This is a genomic window from Streptomyces sp. NPDC101219 (assembly GCF_044767675.1).
In the GTDB taxonomy this organism is placed as follows: domain Bacteria; phylum Actinomycetota; class Actinomycetes; order Streptomycetales; family Streptomycetaceae; genus Streptomyces.
On sequence record NZ_JBIWOK010000018.1, the window covers coordinates 131,029 to 147,076 of the forward strand.

Genomic DNA, 16,048 nt, shown 5'->3' on the forward strand with positions numbered 1-16,048 from the left:
GCGCCGGGGCCCGGACGCGTCCGGCGCCGCTGTCCGGCCCTGGCTCAGGCCGACAGCGGGAACTCCTCGCCCAGGGCCCGGAACACGTCCGTGTTCAGCGCGAAGGCGCGCTTGCACTCGCTGACGATGCGCTGCTTCTCCAGGTCGTCCACCGGCACCGCGTCCAGCAGCTCGCGGTAGGACCGCTTGAAGGCGGCCGGGTTGCCGATCTCCTCGAAGACGTAGAACCGGACCCCGTCGCCCTTCTTCGCGAAGCCCCAGGTCTTCTCGGCCTTGTCGCGGATGATCTGGCCGCCGGACAGGTCGCCCAGGTAGCGGGTGTAGTGGTGGGCGACGTATCCCGCCGGCCAGTCCCGTACGCAGCCGGCGACACGCTCCGCGTAGGCCCGGGTGGCGGGCAGCGCCCGGAGCCCGGAACGCCAGTCGGGGCCGCGCAGGTGGGCCAGGTCCCGCTCCAGCGACGGCAGGCGCAGCAGCTCGGGACGGATGAAGGGTCCGGCCACCGGGTCCGACGCCAGCCGGGGGGCGCCGGACTCCAGAGCCTCGTAGACGAACCAGAGCTGTTCCGTGTAGCGCGCGTACGCGTCCACGCCCAGGCGGCCGCCCAGCAGGTCGCTCATGAACGTCGAGTTCTCCGCCTCCACGTGCTGCTCGTGCGACGCGGTGCGGATCAGGGTCGAGAAGGAGTCCATGAGTCCCGATCTTCTATGGTTAGGCTTACCTAAGTCAATACCTTGCCGACAAGCTGTCGGCATCTTCCGGCGATGACCTCCTACCCCGCCCGCGCACGAAAGAAGCCCGCCCTCCGGAGAGGGCGGGCCACGGGGGAAAGGGAGACGACGCGGCGGCTACGGCAGCGTGAGGATGTCCGCGCCCGAGTCCGTCACCACCAGCGTGTGCTCGAACTGCGCGGTGCGCTTGCGGTCCTTGGTCACGACCGTCCAGCCGTCGTCCCACAGGTCGTACTCGTGGGTGCCCAGCGTCAGCATCGGCTCGATCGTGAACGTCATCCCCGGCTGCATGACCGTGGTCGCGTGCGGGCTGTCGTAGTGCGGGACGATCAGGCCCGAGTGGAACGCGGTGTTGATGCCGTGCCCGGTGAAGTCCCGCACCACGCCGTAGCCGAACCGCTTGGCGTAGGACTCGATCACCCGGCCGATGATGTTGATCTGCCGGCCCGGCTTCACCGCCTTGATCGCCCGGTTCAGCGCCTCCCGGGTGCGCTCCACCAGCAGCCGGCTCTCCTCGTCGACGTCGCCCACCAGGTACGTGGCGTTGTTGTCGCCGTGCACCCCGCCGATGTACGCGGTCACGTCCAGGTTCACGATGTCGCCGTCGCGCAGCACCGTCGAGTCGGGGATGCCGTGGCAGATCACCTCGTTGACCGACGTGCACAGCGACTTGGGGAAACCGCGGTAGCCCAGCGTGGACGGGTAGGCGCCGTGGTCGCACAGGAACTCGTGCGCCACCCGGTCCAGCTCGTCCGTGGTGACGCCCGGCGCGATGTGCCGGGCCGCCTCCGCCATGGCCTGCGCGGCGATCCGCCCGGCGGTCCGCATCGCCTCGACCGTCTCGGGCGTCTGCACCTCCGGCCCGGTGTACGGAGTGGGGGCGGGCTTGCCGACGTACTCGGGACGACGGATGTTTCCGGGTACGGAACGGGTGGGGGACAGCTCCCCCGGGACGAGCAGCGACTGGCCAGACATGCCGGCGAGTCTAATTCAGCCCCGACGGGGGACCATCTTCCGAGGCGAAAGGAGCCGGTCATGCCCCTGTTCAAGAAGCGGACCGCCGGAAAGCCGGGCGAGTGGTACTACTGCCTGGAGCACATGAAGGTCGAGGAGGGCCCCGACTGCCCCGGCAAGAACCGCTTCGGTCCGTACGCAAGCCCGGCGGAGGCCGAGCGGGCGATGGAGACCGCCCGCGAGCGCAACCTCCAGTGGGAGAACGACCCGCGGTGGCACGACGACCCGGAGCGCGAGCGCGACGACGAGTGAAGCGAGTGGGACGAGCGGTGCTGGCGGGGCGGTCCTGGGTGCGCGGTCCTGGGCGCGGGCGGTCCGGCCAGGGCCGTCCTGGGCGCGGGCTCTCCGGGGAGCGCCGTCCGGGACGCGGGCGGTCCGTGCGCCCGTGACGGGCTCCCCGCCGTCACGTCACCAGCGTGACGGCGGGGGAGCCGTCAGCAGGTCCGCCAGCCGCGACAGCCGGTCGCGGAACCGGTGCCGCCCGCGCGGTGCGGGCAGGGCGTTCTCCCCGGCCGCGGCGCTCACCAGGTGCTGCACGGTGTCCAGGTCCAGCTCGGAACCGTCGGGCACGGCCAGCGTCTCGTGCGCGGTGCCCGGCAGCTCGCCGTCACCCGGCCCCAGCGCCAGCACCGTCGCCCCGGCCCGCCGGGCGTCCGACACCCGCTCCAGCAGCACCGCGCCCGGCTCGCCCGGCGCCACCACCAGCACCGTCTCGCCCCGCCGCGCCGCCGACAGCCGGCCCGGACCCACCGCCAGATGCGCCGGATCCGAGGGCCGCGCCCCGTGCCGCACCAGCGTCGGCGCCAGCTCCGGGGTGCCCGACCAGGCCGCCTCGTCCACCAGGTGCGCCGCCAGGTGCCACGGCTCGTAGGCCCGCGTGCCCACCAGCAGCAGCCCGCCCCCGTGGGACACCACCGCCCCCCGCAGCACCCCCGCGAACCGCCGGGTGGCGCCCAGCCACTCGGTCCCGGCGAGCACTTCCCGCAGCAGCGCGACCCGTACCGCATCCATGCGACCGCATCCTGCTCCAACCCGGCCGCCCCCGCGCGGCGTTCGGCCCCGGTTCACCCGACCCGGGCATGCCTCGCCGGTTCCGTCCGCCCCGCCCGTGACGGCGCTCACGTGCACCGGATACGGCACCGCGACGGACGTAGAGTCGGCCCCATGACCTCTACCGACAGCGCACAGCAGCCCGCCGGGGGCGCCGCGAAGGCCCCCGCCAAGGACCCCTGGGACCTGCCCGACGTCTCCGGGCTCGTCGTCGGCGTGCTCGGCGGCACCGGGCCGCAGGGCAAGGGCCTCGCCTTCCGCCTCGCCAAGGCCGGCCAGAAGGTGATCATCGGCTCCCGGGCCGCCGAGCGCGCCCGCGCCGCCGCCGAGGAGCTCGGGCACGGCGTCGAGGGCGCCGACAACGCCGAGACGGCCCGCCGCAGCGACATCGTGATCGTCGCCGTGCCCTGGGACGGCCACGGCAAGACGCTGGAGTCCCTCCGCGAGGAACTCGCCGGGAAGCTGGTCGTCGACTGCGTCAACCCGCTCGGCTTCGACAAGAAGGGCGCCTACGCGCTGAAGCCGGAGGAGGGCAGCGCCGCCGAGCAGGCCGCCGCACTGCTCCCCGACGCCCGCGTCACCGCCGCCTTCCACCACCTGTCGGCCGTGCTGCTCCAGGACCCGGAGATCGACTCCATCGACACCGACGTGATGGTGCTCGGCGAGGTCCGCGCCGACGTAGAGATCGTCCAGGCGCTGGCCGGCCGCATCCCCGGCATGCGGGGCATCTACGCCGGACGGCTGCGCAACGCCCACCAGGTCGAGTCCCTGGTCGCCAACCTGATCTCCGTCAACCGGCGCTACAAGGCACACGCCGGGCTCCGCGTCACCGACGTGTGACCCGATGGGGGACACTGGACGGTGCAGGCAGCGCCTGTGAACGAACCGCAGTGTCCCCCGACAGGAGCCCACCCCCATGCCCCGTCTCGCCCTCTACGCCCTCGCCGTCTGTGTGCTCGCCACCGTCGCGGCCGTCGTCTCCTTCGTGCGCGGCGGCGTCTTCGTGGGCGTCGTGTGGGTGCTGCTCATGGGCCTGTCGTCCAACATGGCCTGGTACTACCTGAAGCGCGGCCGTGCCGCCCGGAAGGACGGCCCCGTCACCGGCTGACGGAACAGAACGTGTTCGTCTCCTGCCAGAAGCGGTAGAGGTTCTGCCCGCAGTACGTTTCCAGGTCACCGACGCCCAGCGCTGACAGGATCGCGTCGACGGCGTCGAAGAACACGCCGTTCAGCGCGGGCAGCCACAGCAGCGCGAACACGAACAGCAGACCGAACGGCGCGAACGGCTCCACCTGCCGGCGCACGCCGTGCGACAGCCAGGGCTCGATCACGCCGTAGCCGTCCAGGCCCGGCACCGGCAGGAAGTTCAGGATCGCCGCCGTGACCTGCAACAACGCCAGGAACGCGAGCGCGAACCGGAAGTCGGCCGGGACACCGTCCAGCGCGTCCAGCCAGAACGGCGCCGTGCAGGCCAGCGCGAACAGCACGTTCGTCAGCGGGCCGACCGCCGAGATCAGACTGTGCCGCCAGCGCCCCCGGATCCGCCCGCGCTCGATGAAGACCGCCCCGCCGGGCAGACCGATACCGCCCATGATCACGAACACCACCGGGAGCACGATGCTCAGCAGGGCGTGCGTGTACTTCACGGGGTTCAGCGTGAGGTAGCCCTTCGCGGCGATCGAGATGTCGCCGCTGTGCAGGGCGGTGCGGGCATGCGCGTACTCGTGCAGGCACAGCGAGACGATCCAGGCGGCCGTCACGAACAGGAACACGGCGATGCCCGGCTGCTCGGCGAACCCGGTCCAGGTGGCCCAGCCCGTCACCGCGGTCACGGCCAGGATCCCCAGGAACACGGGGCTGACCCGCCGGTCACGGGGGCGGATGCTGGTGACGGTCATGGATCTCCCTGGACTGGCCGGGCCGGTGGACGGACGGGGGCGGGCGGATCGACGGCGGGCGAAGGAACGACGGGCGACGGACGACGGGCGACGGACGACGGGCGGCGGACGACGGGCGGCGGACGACGGGCGGCGGCACCGCCTGCCAGGCTGCCCCCGGCGCCGCAGACGCACACACGCGCCGCGCGCCACCCATGCACGCCGCACGGGCCGCACACGCCGCGCCGCCCCGCGCGGGCCGCACACGCCGCGCCGCCCCGCGCGGGCCGCACACGCCGCACCGCCCCGCGCGGGCCGCACACGCCGCGCCGCCCCGCGCGGGCCGCACACGCCGCACCGCCCCGCACGGGCCGCACACGCCGCGCCGCCCCGCACGGGCCGCACACGCCGCACCGCCCGGCGCGGGCGCACGACGCCCGACCGTACCCCGCATCCGGAAAACGCCTCGCGCCGGCCGCCGGTTCCGTGAAGGGTGGGGGCGGGGGCTCCGCGCCGGCGCCCCGGTCCACCGGAGACAATGAACCCCGTGCGCTACCGCATCCTCGGCACCACCCAGGCAGTCCACGCCGACGGCACCGCCGTCCCGGTCGGCGGGGCCCGGCTGCGCGCCCTGCTGACCGTCCTGGCCCTGCGGGCCGGCCGCACCGTCCCCGTGGGCACACTCGTCGACGAGGTGTGGGACGGCGACCCGCCCGCCGACGCCACCGGCGCGCTCCAGGCGCTGGTCGGGCGGCTGCGCCGGACCCTCGGCGCGGACACCGTGGTGTCCGCCGACGGCGGCTACCGGCTCACCGCCGCCCCCGACGACGTCGACCTGCACCGCTTCGAGCGGCTGGCAGCCGAGGGCGCGGCCGCCCTCGCCCACGGCGACCCGGCCAAGGCGGGGACGCTCCTCGACGACGCCCTGGCCCTGTGGCGCGGCCCCGCCCTCGCCGGTCTGCCCGACCGCACCGCGGAGGCGGCCCGGGCCGAGACCCGGCGCCTGGACGCGCTGCGGGCCCGGCACACCGCCGCCCTCGCCCTCGGCGACGCCGGGCGCTCCCTGCCCGAGCTGACCGCCCTCTGCGACGCCCACCCCCTGGACGAGCCGCTGCAGGCGCTGCGGCTTCGCGCCCTGCGCGACACCGGCCGCGCCGCGGAGGCCCTGGCGGGCTACGAGGACGTACGACGCCTGCTCGCGGACCGCCTCGGCTCCGACCCGGGCGCGGAACTGCGGGCGTTGCACGCCGGCCTACTGGCCCCGGACCATGAGCCCCCGCCCGGGCGGGCACCGGCGGGAGCGGACCGCGATCCCGGGCCGGGCGCGCCCTCCGCGTCGGCTCCGGCCCGCCCGGGACAGGCGCCGCCCGGTCCGCCGCGGCCGCCCCGCCCCGGCAACCTGCGCGCCCGGCTGACCTCCTTCGTCGGCCGGGAGGCCGACATCGGGGCCATCCGCCGGGACCTGGAGTCCGCCCGGCTGGTCACTCTGACCGGACCGGGCGGAGCGGGCAAGACCCGGCTGTCGCAGGAGGCCGCCGACACGCTGCCGCGGACCGCCGCGGACGGGGTGTGGCTGGCCGAACTCGCACCCGTGGACGACCCCGACGCCGTCCCCGAGGCCGTGCTCACCGCCGTCGGCGCCCGCGAGACCGTCCTGTACGGCGCCGGGGCCGAGGGGATGCGGGCGGTCTCCGACCGGCACGACGACCCGGTGGAGCGCCTCACCGAGCACTGCGGGCGGCGCCGCATGCTGTTGATCCTGGACAACTGCGAGCACGTCGTCGAGGCCGCGGCCCGCCTCACCGAGACCCTGCTGGAACGCTGCCCGGCGCTCACCGTGCTCGCCACCAGCCGCGAACCGCTCGGCGTGCCCGGGGAGTTGGTCCGCCCCGTCGAACCGCTGCCGGAGCCGGTCGCGCTGCGGCTGTTCGCCGACCGCGGCGCGGCAGCCCGCCCCGGGTTCCGGGTGTCGGAGGACCCCGAGGCCTGTGCGGAGATCTGCCGGCGGCTCGACGGGATGCCCCTCGCCGTCGAACTCGCCGCCGCCCGGCTGCGGATGCTCACCCCGCGCCAGATCGCCGACCGGCTCGACGACCGCTTCCGCCTGCTCACCTCGGGCAGCCGCACGGTGCTGCCCCGGCAGCAGACCCTGCGGGCCGTCGTCGACTGGTCCTGGGACCTGCTCGACGCGGACGAACGCGAGGTGCTGGGACGGCTGTCGGTGTTCGCGGGCGGCTGTGACCTGGCCGCCGCCGAGGCGGTGTGCGGGCCGGCCGCCCTGGAGGCGCTCGGCTCGCTGGTCGACAAGTCGCTCGTGGTGGCCGCCCCGTCCGGCGACTCGGGGATGCGCTACCGGCTGCTGGAGACCGTCGCCGAGTACGCGCGCGAACGCCTCGACGAGAGCGGCCGACGCGCCGAGGCGGAACGCGCCCACCTGACGCACTACCGCGAACTGGCCCGCACCACAGACCCGTTGCTGCACGGCCCGCAGCAGGCCGCCGCCGTCGAACGGCTGGAACGCGAGTACGAGAACCTGCGCACCGCCCTGCGCCACGCGCTCGCCCTGCGCGACGAGCAGGAGGCCCTGTGTCTGGTGCTGTCGCTGGTCCGGTTCTGGCGGATGCGCGACCTGCGCATCGAGGCCCGCAACTGGTGCAGCGAGGTCGCGTCCCTCGGCCCCGACCCGTTCACCGAGCCGGTGCGCCCGGCCGCGCCGGTGTGGCAGCCCCTCACCGCCGCACCGCCGCCGATGACCGGCGAGGTCCTCGCCGAGGCCCGGCGCGGTGTGCACCTGGCCCACATGGCCTGCATGGACACCGAACTCGACGACTGGCAGACACCCGAGGCCCAGCACAAACTGCGCGTCATCGCCGCCACGTACGAACCCGGACTGCCGCAGACCTGCCGCTCACCCGGCCACCTGTGGGCGTTCGCCGTGATGCTGACCGGTGACATGGACCGGCTGCGGGAGACCATCGACGCCGCGATCCGCACCTGCCGGGAGACCCCCGGATTCGAGTGGGAACTGGCCACCAACCTCCAGATGCGCGCCAACGTGCTGGCGAACCGCAGTGACTGGGCGGGCGACGCCCGGCGGGACGCGGACGAGGCCCTGGAGATCCACCGCGCGCTCGGCGACACCTGGAGCACGGCCGAGGCCCTCTCCGCCCGCGGCGAGGCCCACGAACGCACCGGTGCCTACGAGGCCGCCGCCGCGGACTACGAGACGGCCATCGCCCTCGCCGAACGCCTCGGCGCACAGGCCCAGAAGGCCGTGCTCGCCACCCGCCTCGGCAGCGTGCTGCTCGACGCCGGTGACGAACAGCGCGGTGAACGGCTGCTGCGCGAGGTCATCGACAGCACCCGGGACCGGCACAACGAGGCCCTGCCCGCCGCCCGGCTGTTCCTGGCCGGCTGGCTCGGGCTCGTCGGCCGCACCGCCGAGGCGCGGGAGGAACTGCGCCTGCTGCGCGAGGAGTTCCGCATCGCGCACTACGTCGTCTTCGACGCGTTCATCCTCGGCGCCGAGGGCTGGCTGGACATCGTCGACGGCCACGACGAGCGGGCCCTGGACACCATCAGACGGGCGTTGCGGCAGGCCGGCGACCCGCTCGCCGTCGCCATGGCACCGCACATGCGGTCGGCGAACCTCACCCTGGGCGCGGCGGCCCTCGCCCGGCTGCACGGCGGCGCCCGGGCGCGTGACGCGGCCCGCTGCCTGTCCGCCGCCGACGCCCTGCTGCCGCCCGGCCACGTCGCCGTGCGCGGGGAGCGCGAGGCGCGCCGGTGTGCCGAGTCCCGGCTCCGGTCGGCGCTCGGCGACGCGGCCTACGAGGAGGCGTACGCGCAGGGCGACGGCCTCACTCCCGAGGAGGCCGTCGCCCTGATCGAGGCCGGATGACCAGGCGGGGGATCGGGCCCGGTGGTGAGGCCCGGTGGTGAGCCCCGGTGGTCAGGCCCGGTGGTCAGGCCCGGTGATCAGGTCTTCGTGCGGAACTTGTGGATCGCGACCGGCGCCATCACCACCGTGATGCCCACCGACCAGGCCAGCGTCAGCCACAGGTCGTGCGCGACCGGGCCGCCCACCATCAGGCCGCGCGCCGCGTCCGCCAGGGAGGACAGCGGATTGTAGGCGGTGAAGTTCTGCAGCCAGCCCGGCATCGACCCGGTGGGCGCGAAGATCGACGAACCGAACTGGAGCGGCATCAGCACCAGGAAGCCCATGGCCTGCACCGACTGGGCGTTCTTCATCACCACGCCCAGCGTGAGGAAGATCCACATCAGGGCCGAGCCGAACACCACGGACAGCCCCACGGCGGCGAACAGCCCCGCCCAGCGGGTGATGTCGAACCCGACGAGCACCCCGACGACCAGGAGGATCGAGGTCGCGATCAGCATCCGCACCAGCTCGACCGCGATCTTGGCGAACAGCACGGACCCGCGGCCGATCGGCAGGGACCGGAACCGGTCCATGACCCCGGTGTTGAAGTCCTGGTTGAACCCGGTGCCCACCCCCTGGGCCATGTTCATGCCCATCATGGCCATCAGTCCGGGCACGATGTACTGCACGTAGGCGTCCTGCCCGCCGCCCAGCGCCTGCCCGATCGAGCCGCCGAAGACGTACACGAACAGCAGGGTGAAGACGATCGGGAACAGCACGGCGTCGAACATCGACTCCGGGTCCTGCCGGATCCACAGCAGGTTGCGGCGCACGAGGGCCCCGGTGTGCCGGAGATGGGCCCGCAGGGGGATGCGCGCGTCGCCGCCGGTCGCGGCGGCCGGGGCAAGGGCGGCGGCACTCATACGGCGACGGCCTCCTCGGGGGTCTCGGCGGGCGCGGTGTCCCGCGGCGCACCGGCCCGGTGGCCGGTGAGGGACAGGAACACCTCGTCCAGGCTGGGCAGTTCGGTGGTCAGGGAGCTGAGCGTGATGCCGCGCGCGGTGACCGCGCCGACCACGGCGGTCAGCTGCTCGTCACTGAGTACGGGGACGAGGACGGCGCCGCTCTCGGGGTCCACGGACGTCCCGGCCAGGCCGGTGATGCCCAGCTCGTCCAGGGCGGTGGCCAGCGGGCGCAGCCCGCGCGGGTCGGCCGGGCGGATCCGCAGCGTCCGGCCGCCCACCCTGGCCTTGAGCTGCTCGATGCCGCCGCTCGCGATGACCTTGCCGCGGTCCACCACGGTCAGCTCACCGGCGAGCTGCTCGGCCTCCTCCATGTACTGGGTGGTGAGCAGCACCGTCACCCCGTCCGTGACCAGCCGCTTCACCTCGTCCCACACCTCGTTGCGGGTGCGCGGGTCCAGTCCGGTGGTCGGCTCGTCCAGGAACAGCACCGCCGGCCGGCCGATCATCGAGGCGGCCAGGTCCAGGCGCCGCCGCATGCCGCCGGAGTAGGTGCTCGCCGGCCTGCGGGCCGCCTCCGTCAGGGAGAACCGCTCCAGCAGGGCGTCGGCGCGGCCGCGTGCCTCCTTGCGGGGCAGGTCGAGCAGCCGGCCGATCAGGTACAGGTTCTCCCGGCCGGACAGCTTCTCGTCCACGGAGGCGTACTGGCCGGTCAGCCCGATCACCCGGCGCAGCTGCCGGGGCTGGCGGACCACGTCGTACCCGGCGACGGTGGCCCGGCCGGAGGTCGGGGCGAGCAGGGTGGAGAGGATCCGCACGAGCGTGGTCTTGCCCGCGCCGTTCGGCCCGAGCACGCCCATCACGGTGCCCTCGCGCACGTCCAGATCGACGCCGTCCAGCGCCTTCGTGGCGCCGTAGTGCTTGACCAGCCCCCGTACGGTGACGGCGCCGGACGCGCCCCCCGGGTCGTTGTCGATTCGCTTCATGCCCCGAAGCTGTCACCCGCCGCCGACAGACCGCCGACAGGCGGCCGACAGCCCGGGCCGCCACCGACAGAACGCCGACACGCCACGCCGGCGGGGCCTCCCGCACGGGGTCGCACGCGCCGGACCGCACGCACCGGCGCCGTACGGGCCGCACACACGCGCGCGCCGGCGCCGTACGGACCGCATACCGCACACCGCACGGAAAGGCGGCAGCCCGCCGACGGGGGAAGATCGGCGGGCTGCCGCGGTGGTGCCGGGATGGTCGGGGATCCCCGGTGCCGGGCGGACCGGCGGGCCGGGGGAGTGAGGGGTCAGTGGACGGAGTGCTGCTCCTGCGGGAACGTTCCGCCGACGACGTCCTCCGCGAACGCCTTCGCCGCGCCGCTCATGACCGCGCGCAGGTCGGCGTACTGCTTCACGAACTTCGGCACCCGGCCGCCGGTCAGCCCCAGCATGTCCGTCCACACCAGGACCTGCGCGTCCGTCTGAGGGCCTGCGCCGATCCCGACGGTGGGGATGTGCAGCGTGCGCGTCACCTCGGCGGCCAGTTCGGCCGGGACCAGCTCCAGCACCACCGCGAAGGCACCGGCGTCCTGCACGGCCTTGGCGTCCCGCAGCAGCTGCTGCGCCGCCTCCTCGCCCCGCCCCTGGACGCGGTAGCCCATCGCGTTCACGGACTGCGGGGTCAGGCCGATGTGCGCCATGACCGGGATGCCGGACTCGACCAGCAGCTCGATCTGCCGGTGCGAGCGCTCGCCGCCCTCCAGCTTCACGGCGCCCGCCCCGGCCTCCTTCACCAGCCGGGTGGCCGACCGCAGGGCCTGCACCGGGCCCTCCTGGTACGAGCCGAAGGGCAGGTCGGCCACGATCAGGGCGCGGCTGGTGCCGCGCACCACGGCGGCGGACAGCATGGTCATCTGGTCGAGGGTGACCGGCACCGTGGTGTCGTAGCCGAGGTGGCAGTTGCCCGCCGAGTCGCCGACCAGCATGACCGGGATGCCGGCCTCGTCGAAGACGGAGGCGGTCATCGCGTCGTAGGCGGTGAGCATGGGCCACTTCTCGCCGCGCTCCTTGGCGGCGGCGATGTCCCGGACGGTGACACGACGGGTGCTCTTGCCCCCGTACAGCGCCTTGCTCCCGTCGGAGGCACCCGGCTTCGGGGGCTGGGCAGCAGAAAGCTGCGTCATGGCATGTCTCCCAACAGTCATCTCGAGGCACCCTTACGGCGTCCCCGGATCGTTTCCATGGTGGCACTTCGAAGGGACCGGCACCAGGGGAGGCGGCACGGCGGCTTTCCGTCGATTCCCCGGCGCCGGTACGAGGCGTTCCCCGGCGCCGGTACGGAGCGGCGGCGCGTCCGGCGGAGCGGGACGCCCGGACCGGCGGTTCGGGCCGCACCGGCGGGCGGGTGACGCAATGACCCGGCAATGACCCGGCAAAAGGTTTCCGATACGAGACGGTCTCGTATCGGAAATCGTTAGGCTGGCCCGCATGAGCTCTCCCGCCGCCCCCGACGGCCGCATCCCCGACGCCGTGCACCGGCGGCGCTGGGCGATCCTCGGCGTCCTGATGCTCAGCCTGCTGATCGTCGTCCTGGACAACTCGATCCTGAACGTCGCCATCAAGACGATCTCCACCCCCGCGCCCACCGGCCTCGGCGCCACGCAGAGCGAGCTGGAGTGGGCGATCAACGCCTACACGCTCGTCTTCGCCGGCCTGCTGTTCAGCGCCGGACTGCTGGGCGACCGGCTCGGCCGCAAGAAGGTGCTGCTCGGCGGGCTCGCCGTGTTCGGCATCGGTTCGGCGCTGGCCGCCTTCTCCGGCTCACCCGGGGAGCTCATCGGCTTCCGGGCGGTCATGGGACTGGGCGCCGCGTTCGTCATGCCGGCCACGCTGGCCGTCCTGATGAACGTGTTCGAGCGGGACGAGCAGCCCAAGGCCATCGGCATCTGGGCGGGCGGCGTGGGCCTGGCCATCGCCATCGGCCCGATCACCGGCGGGGTGCTCCTGGACCACTTCTGGTGGGGCTCCGTCTTCCTGGTCAACGTGCCGATCGTGCTCCTCGCCCTCGGCCTGATGCTGTGGCTGGTCCCCGACTCCCGTGACCCGCGCCCGGGCCGCATCGACCCCGTCGGCGTCCTGCTGTCCGTGGTCGGGCTGGTCCTGCTGGTCTACGGCATCATCCGGGGCGGCCGGCTCGCCGACTTCACGGACGCCACGGTGCTGGCGACCGCCGGCGCGGGGCTCGCCGTCCTCGCCGCCTTCGTCGTGTACGAGAAGCGCAGCGACCACCCCTCCATCGACATGGCGTACTTCCGCAACAAGGTGTTCTCCGCGTCGATCGTCGCCATCGCGCTGGTGTTCTTCGCCCTGATGGGCGTCACCTTCTTCGCGGTCTTCTACCTCCAGAGCGTGCGCGGCTACTCGCCCCTGCAGACCGGACTGCTGCTGCTGCCGCTGGCCGCCGCACAGATGATCTTCGCGCCACGGGCCCGGCTGCTCGTGGACCGCTTCGGCGTCCGGGCCACCACCACCGGCGGCCTGCTGCTGCTCGCGGCCATGCTGGGCGGCTTCGCCGTGCTGGACCGCGACACCCCCCTCTGGCTCCTGGAGGGCCTGTTCTTCCTCATGGGCACGGGCATGGCCCACGTCATGACGCCGGTCAGCGTCGTCATCATGCAGACCCTGCCGCGCGAGAAGGCGGGCTCGGCGTCCGCGCTCAGCAACACCTTCCGCCAGGTCGGCGGCGCCCTGGGCATCGCCGTCCTGGGCTCGGTGCTGTCCGCGGCGTACCGCACGGGCATCGACGACCGGCTCCACCTCCTGCCGCCCGCCGCCCGGCACGCCGCCGGCGAGTCCATCGAGGCCACCCTCGCCGCCGCCGCCCGGATCGGCCCGCGCGGCGACGCCCTGGTCGGCCCGGCGGGCGACGCGTTCCTGCACGCCATGCACGTCACCGCGCTGTGCGGTGCGGGCGTGGCCGTCCTCGGTGCCGTCGTCACTGCCCTGTTCCTGCCCGGCCGCACCCCCGCCGCCCGGGGTGACGCCCACGACGAGGAGCTGGTGTCCACGACGGACAAATGACCCGCGGCGGTCGGACCGGCCGACGCCCCGCGCCGACCGGCCGTCGCCTCCCCGCGCCGACCGGCCACGGCCAGGGAGGTCCGCTGGTCGCCCGGTGGCGCACGGCCGGCGGGCCGCTTGATCGTCCGCCGCGGACCGGCGACCCTGGGCGGTCGGATCGCCGACCGCGGTCCCGCGCCCCGGCCGACCGGCCGACCGGCCGACCGACCGGCCGACCGACCGACCGGCCGACCGGCCGGCGGACCGGCGGACGGCCGAGGACGATGGCCGGAGCCGCCGGCCCCGGCCCCCCCGCCCCAGCCCACGGAAAGGACGCAGCGACGTGAGCCTCGCCGACACCGGCCCCCACCAGGAGGGCCCCGCCCTCGGCCAGGAGGTCCCGGCCCGCGGACGTCCCCGCAGCGAGGCGGTCGAACGCGCCGTCATCGAGGGCGTGATGAAGCTCATCGAGGACGGCGTGCCCCTCGCCGAGCTGTCCATCGAGCGCATCGCCCGCACCGCGGGTGTCGGCAAGGCCACCATCTACCGCCGCTGGAGCGGCAAGGAGCAGCTGTTCGTCGACGTGATGCGGGCCGCCGAACCACCGGACCCCGAACTGCCCGGCGTCTCCGTCCGCGACGACCTCGTCGTCCTCCTGGAGGCCCTGCGGCTGCGCGGACTGGCCGGCCGGACGTCGGCGATCCTGCACCACGTGCGCGCCCAGATGAAGAGCAGCCCCCGCCTGTGGGACGCCTACCACGCCACCGTCGTCGCGCCGCGCCGCCGGCTCGGCCTGGAGGTGCTGCGCCGCGGCCAGGCCAACGGCGAACTCCGCGCCGACGTCGACCTCGACCTGCTCAGCGACATCGTCGTCGGCCCGCTGCTGGTCCGCACCGTGCTGCACCCCGACGCGGACCTCCCGGACGGTCTCGCCGAACAGGTCGTCGACACCCTGCTGGAAGGGCTGCGCCCCGTGCACCGGCCCGGCTGACGGCCCGCTGCGGGCACCCGCCGGCCGCGGGCAACCGCGGTCGGCGGCCGCACCGGCGTCCGGGGGCCGATGTGCGCATTCGGTCACAGAGCATGCCCTTTGTGACCTTCATGGAACTCCCGGAGCGGTCCCACACGTCCTCGCCCCCGTACGGCCGTCGCAGGACGGCGGGAAAGGAACCGATCATCCCCTAGGGTTCGTACGGACGCGGGGGAGTCGGTGTGCACAGCAGGTTGTGAGGCGACGGTATGGCGCAGCAGGCGTACATGACGGAGACGGACCACGGCGGCTCGGGACCCGAGCGCCGGACAACCCGGCTTCAGCGCCTGTTCGCCCGGCTGACCAGAGGCTGGCGGGGCGACCCCCGCATCTGGCGCCGCGGCATCGTCCTCGCCGCCTGTGCCGGACTGCTGGCCCTCGTCATGGTCGCCCACGCCCACATCCCGAACCGGATCGGCAACCTCGGCAGCCTGGTGGAGACCTTCCTGCCCTGGGTGGGCCTGCTCATCCCGGTACTGCTCGTGCTGGCCCTGGTCCGCAGGTCGGCGACGGCACTGATCGCGGTACTCGTGCCGTCGGTGGTGTGGCTGAACCTCTTCGGCGGCCTGATCACCGACAAGACCACCTCGGGCGGCGAGTTCACGGTCGCCACCCACAACGTCAACGCGGAGAACCCGGACCCCGGCGGCACCGCCCGGGACGTGGCCGCCGCGGGCGCGGACGTCCTGGCGCTGGAGGAGCTGAAGGCGTCCGCGGTCCCGGCCTACGAGAAGGCGCTGGCGTCGGCGTACGAACACCACGCGGTCGTCGGCACCGTCGGGCTGTGGAGCAAGTACCCGCTCACCGATGTGCGGGCCGTCGACATCCGGCTGGGCTGGAAGCGCGCGATGCGGGCGACGGTGGCCACGCCCGACGGGCCCGTCGCCGTCTACGTCGCCCATCTGCCGTCCGTGCGGGTGAAGATGGAGGCCGGCTTCACCGCCCACCAGCGCGACCGGAGCGCCGACGCGCTGGGCGAGGCCATCTCCCGCGAGCCGCTGGAGAACGTCGTCCTGCTCGGCGACCTGAACGGCACCATGAACGACCGCGCCCTCAACGCCGTGACCTCGCAGATGCGTTCCACCCAGGGCGCCGTGGGCAGCGGGTTCGGCTTCAGCTGGCCGGCGTCCTTCCCGATGGCCCGCATCGACCAGATCATGGTCAAGGGCGCCGAGCCCACCACCTCCTGGACCCTCCCCCGGACGGCCAGCGACCACCTGCCCATCGCCGCCCGGGTGAAGCTGGCCCCCGCCTCCGGCGGCTGAGCAGCTCCGTCGAAGCTCCGCCCGGCCCAGGGCCTCTCGTTCGGATCATGCCGGGCTCGCGGGGTCCCTGATCCGCCCTGATCCGAACGAAAGACCCCAGGGCCTCTCGAGTACCTACGGCCGGGCGTCGGGCGGACCGGCCTGCCCGGCCACGGCCGCGGAGTCGTAGGCGGCCCGGGCCCGGGCGATG

14 protein-coding genes are annotated in these 16,048 nt (G+C 74.0%); 7 read left to right on the plus strand and 7 right to left on the minus strand.

All coding sequences use genetic code 11. The features are described from left to right. Nucleotides 1-44 precede the first annotated feature (44 nt). Nucleotides 45-692, minus strand: a complete 648-nt coding sequence (locus ACIRPP_RS28480) for a heme oxygenase (biliverdin-producing) (RefSeq protein WP_403648534.1) — start codon at nt 690-692, stop codon at nt 45-47. A 156-nt stretch (nt 693-848) separates the two neighbouring features. After that, nucleotides 849-1,706 (minus strand): type I methionyl aminopeptidase, encoded by an 858-nt coding sequence (map, locus tag ACIRPP_RS28485; RefSeq protein WP_164349778.1) that lies wholly within the window; start codon nt 1,704-1,706, stop codon nt 849-851. A gap of 60 nt (nt 1,707-1,766) precedes the next feature. Between map and ACIRPP_RS28490 the strand changes: the two genes are divergently transcribed. Continuing rightward, nucleotides 1,767-1,997: a hypothetical protein gene (locus tag ACIRPP_RS28490; protein ID WP_164349776.1), complete on the plus strand. Its 231-nt coding sequence runs from the start codon at nt 1,767-1,769 to the stop codon at nt 1,995-1,997. 156 nt (nt 1,998-2,153) lie between these two features. Here the strand turns inward: ACIRPP_RS28490 and ACIRPP_RS28495 are convergent, their stop codons facing one another. Further along, the gene (locus ACIRPP_RS28495) at nt 2,154-2,756 is read right to left on the minus strand and encodes a hypothetical protein (RefSeq protein WP_164438814.1); all 603 of its coding nucleotides are present in this window, start codon (nt 2,754-2,756) and stop codon (nt 2,154-2,156) included. A 153-nt stretch (nt 2,757-2,909) separates the two neighbouring features. Between ACIRPP_RS28495 and npdG the strand changes: the two genes are divergently transcribed. Both npdG and ACIRPP_RS28505 read left to right on the plus strand, forming a co-directional pair. Continuing rightward, nucleotides 2,910-3,635, plus strand: coding sequence for an NADPH-dependent F420 reductase (gene npdG, locus ACIRPP_RS28500; protein WP_403648537.1), 726 nt, complete (start codon nt 2,910-2,912; stop codon nt 3,633-3,635). 76 nt (nt 3,636-3,711) lie between these two features. Then, entirely contained in the window at nt 3,712-3,903 is a 192-nt protein-coding gene (locus ACIRPP_RS28505) for a hypothetical protein (protein ID WP_164334390.1), read from the plus strand. Here the strand turns inward: ACIRPP_RS28505 and ACIRPP_RS28510 are convergent. Beyond that, the gene (locus ACIRPP_RS28510) at nt 3,893-4,693 is read right to left on the minus strand and encodes a site-2 protease family protein (RefSeq protein ID WP_403648544.1); all 801 of its coding nucleotides are present in this window, start codon (nt 4,691-4,693) and stop codon (nt 3,893-3,895) included. The two genes, ACIRPP_RS28505 and ACIRPP_RS28510, sit on opposite strands and share 11 nt — an antisense overlap. 517 nt (nt 4,694-5,210) lie before the next feature. Here ACIRPP_RS28510 and ACIRPP_RS28515 point away from each other — a divergent pair. Further along, complete coding sequence (locus ACIRPP_RS28515; protein WP_403648546.1) at nt 5,211-8,573, plus strand: AfsR/SARP family transcriptional regulator; 3,363 nt, start codon at nt 5,211-5,213, stop codon at nt 8,571-8,573. A gap of 77 nt (nt 8,574-8,650) precedes the next feature. Here the strand turns inward: ACIRPP_RS28515 and ACIRPP_RS28520 are convergent, their stop codons facing one another. From ACIRPP_RS28520 to panB, 3 genes are all read right to left on the minus strand, one after another. Beyond that, nucleotides 8,651-9,475, minus strand: coding sequence for an ABC transporter permease (locus ACIRPP_RS28520; RefSeq protein ID WP_403648549.1), 825 nt, complete (start codon nt 9,473-9,475; stop codon nt 8,651-8,653). Beyond that, nucleotides 9,472-10,500, minus strand: a complete 1,029-nt coding sequence (locus ACIRPP_RS28525) for an ATP-binding cassette domain-containing protein (RefSeq protein ID WP_403648553.1) — start codon at nt 10,498-10,500, stop codon at nt 9,472-9,474. Before ACIRPP_RS28525 ends, ACIRPP_RS28520 begins: the two co-directional genes overlap by 4 nt. A 311-nt stretch (nt 10,501-10,811) precedes the next feature. Continuing rightward, nucleotides 10,812-11,687, minus strand: coding sequence for a 3-methyl-2-oxobutanoate hydroxymethyltransferase (panB, locus tag ACIRPP_RS28530; protein WP_403648556.1), 876 nt, complete (start codon nt 11,685-11,687; stop codon nt 10,812-10,814). 304 nt (nt 11,688-11,991) lie between these two features. Here panB and ACIRPP_RS28535 point away from each other — a divergent pair, with 304 nt between their 5' ends. The 3 genes from ACIRPP_RS28535 (at nt 11,992) to ACIRPP_RS28545 (ending at nt 15,858) form a co-directional block, all read left to right on the plus strand. After that, nucleotides 11,992-13,584, plus strand: coding sequence for an MFS transporter (locus ACIRPP_RS28535; protein ID WP_403648559.1), 1,593 nt, complete (start codon nt 11,992-11,994; stop codon nt 13,582-13,584). Between the two features lie 322 nt (nt 13,585-13,906). After that, on the plus strand, nt 13,907-14,554 hold the full coding sequence (locus ACIRPP_RS28540) for a TetR/AcrR family transcriptional regulator (RefSeq protein ID WP_403648562.1): 648 nt from the start codon (nt 13,907-13,909) through the stop codon (nt 14,552-14,554). 248 nt (nt 14,555-14,802) lie between these two features. Next, nucleotides 14,803-15,858, plus strand: coding sequence for an endonuclease/exonuclease/phosphatase family protein (locus ACIRPP_RS28545; protein ID WP_403648565.1), 1,056 nt, complete (start codon nt 14,803-14,805; stop codon nt 15,856-15,858). Nucleotides 15,859-16,048: the final 190 nt, after the last annotated feature.

Excerpts from the sequence above, each read along its gene's own strand:
- panB (WP_403648556.1), bottom strand. The coding sequence starts at position 11,687 with ATGACGCAGCTTTCTGCTGCCCAGCCCCCGAAGCCGGGTGCCTCCGAC.
- ACIRPP_RS28510 (WP_403648544.1), bottom strand. The coding sequence starts at position 4,693 with ATGACCGTCACCAGCATCCGCCCCCGTGACCGGCGGGTCAGCCCCGTG.
- ACIRPP_RS28525 (WP_403648553.1), bottom strand. The coding sequence starts at position 10,500 with ATGAAGCGAATCGACAACGACCCGGGGGGCGCGTCCGGCGCCGTCACC.
- ACIRPP_RS28495 (WP_164438814.1), bottom strand. The coding sequence starts at position 2,756 with ATGGATGCGGTACGGGTCGCGCTGCTGCGGGAAGTGCTCGCCGGGACC.
- ACIRPP_RS28520 (WP_403648549.1), bottom strand. The coding sequence starts at position 9,475 with ATGAGTGCCGCCGCCCTTGCCCCGGCCGCCGCGACCGGCGGCGACGCG.
- ACIRPP_RS28515 (WP_403648546.1), top strand. The coding sequence starts at position 5,211 with ATGAACCCCGTGCGCTACCGCATCCTCGGCACCACCCAGGCAGTCCAC.
- npdG (WP_403648537.1), top strand. The coding sequence starts at position 2,910 with ATGACCTCTACCGACAGCGCACAGCAGCCCGCCGGGGGCGCCGCGAAG.
- ACIRPP_RS28490 (WP_164349776.1), top strand. The coding sequence starts at position 1,767 with ATGCCCCTGTTCAAGAAGCGGACCGCCGGAAAGCCGGGCGAGTGGTAC.
- ACIRPP_RS28505 (WP_164334390.1), top strand. The coding sequence starts at position 3,712 with ATGCCCCGTCTCGCCCTCTACGCCCTCGCCGTCTGTGTGCTCGCCACC.
- ACIRPP_RS28535 (WP_403648559.1), top strand. The coding sequence starts at position 11,992 with ATGAGCTCTCCCGCCGCCCCCGACGGCCGCATCCCCGACGCCGTGCAC.
- map (WP_164349778.1), bottom strand. The coding sequence starts at position 1,706 with ATGTCTGGCCAGTCGCTGCTCGTCCCGGGGGAGCTGTCCCCCACCCGT.
- ACIRPP_RS28545 (WP_403648565.1), top strand. The coding sequence starts at position 14,803 with ATGGCGCAGCAGGCGTACATGACGGAGACGGACCACGGCGGCTCGGGA.
- ACIRPP_RS28480 (WP_403648534.1), bottom strand. The coding sequence starts at position 692 with ATGGACTCCTTCTCGACCCTGATCCGCACCGCGTCGCACGAGCAGCAC.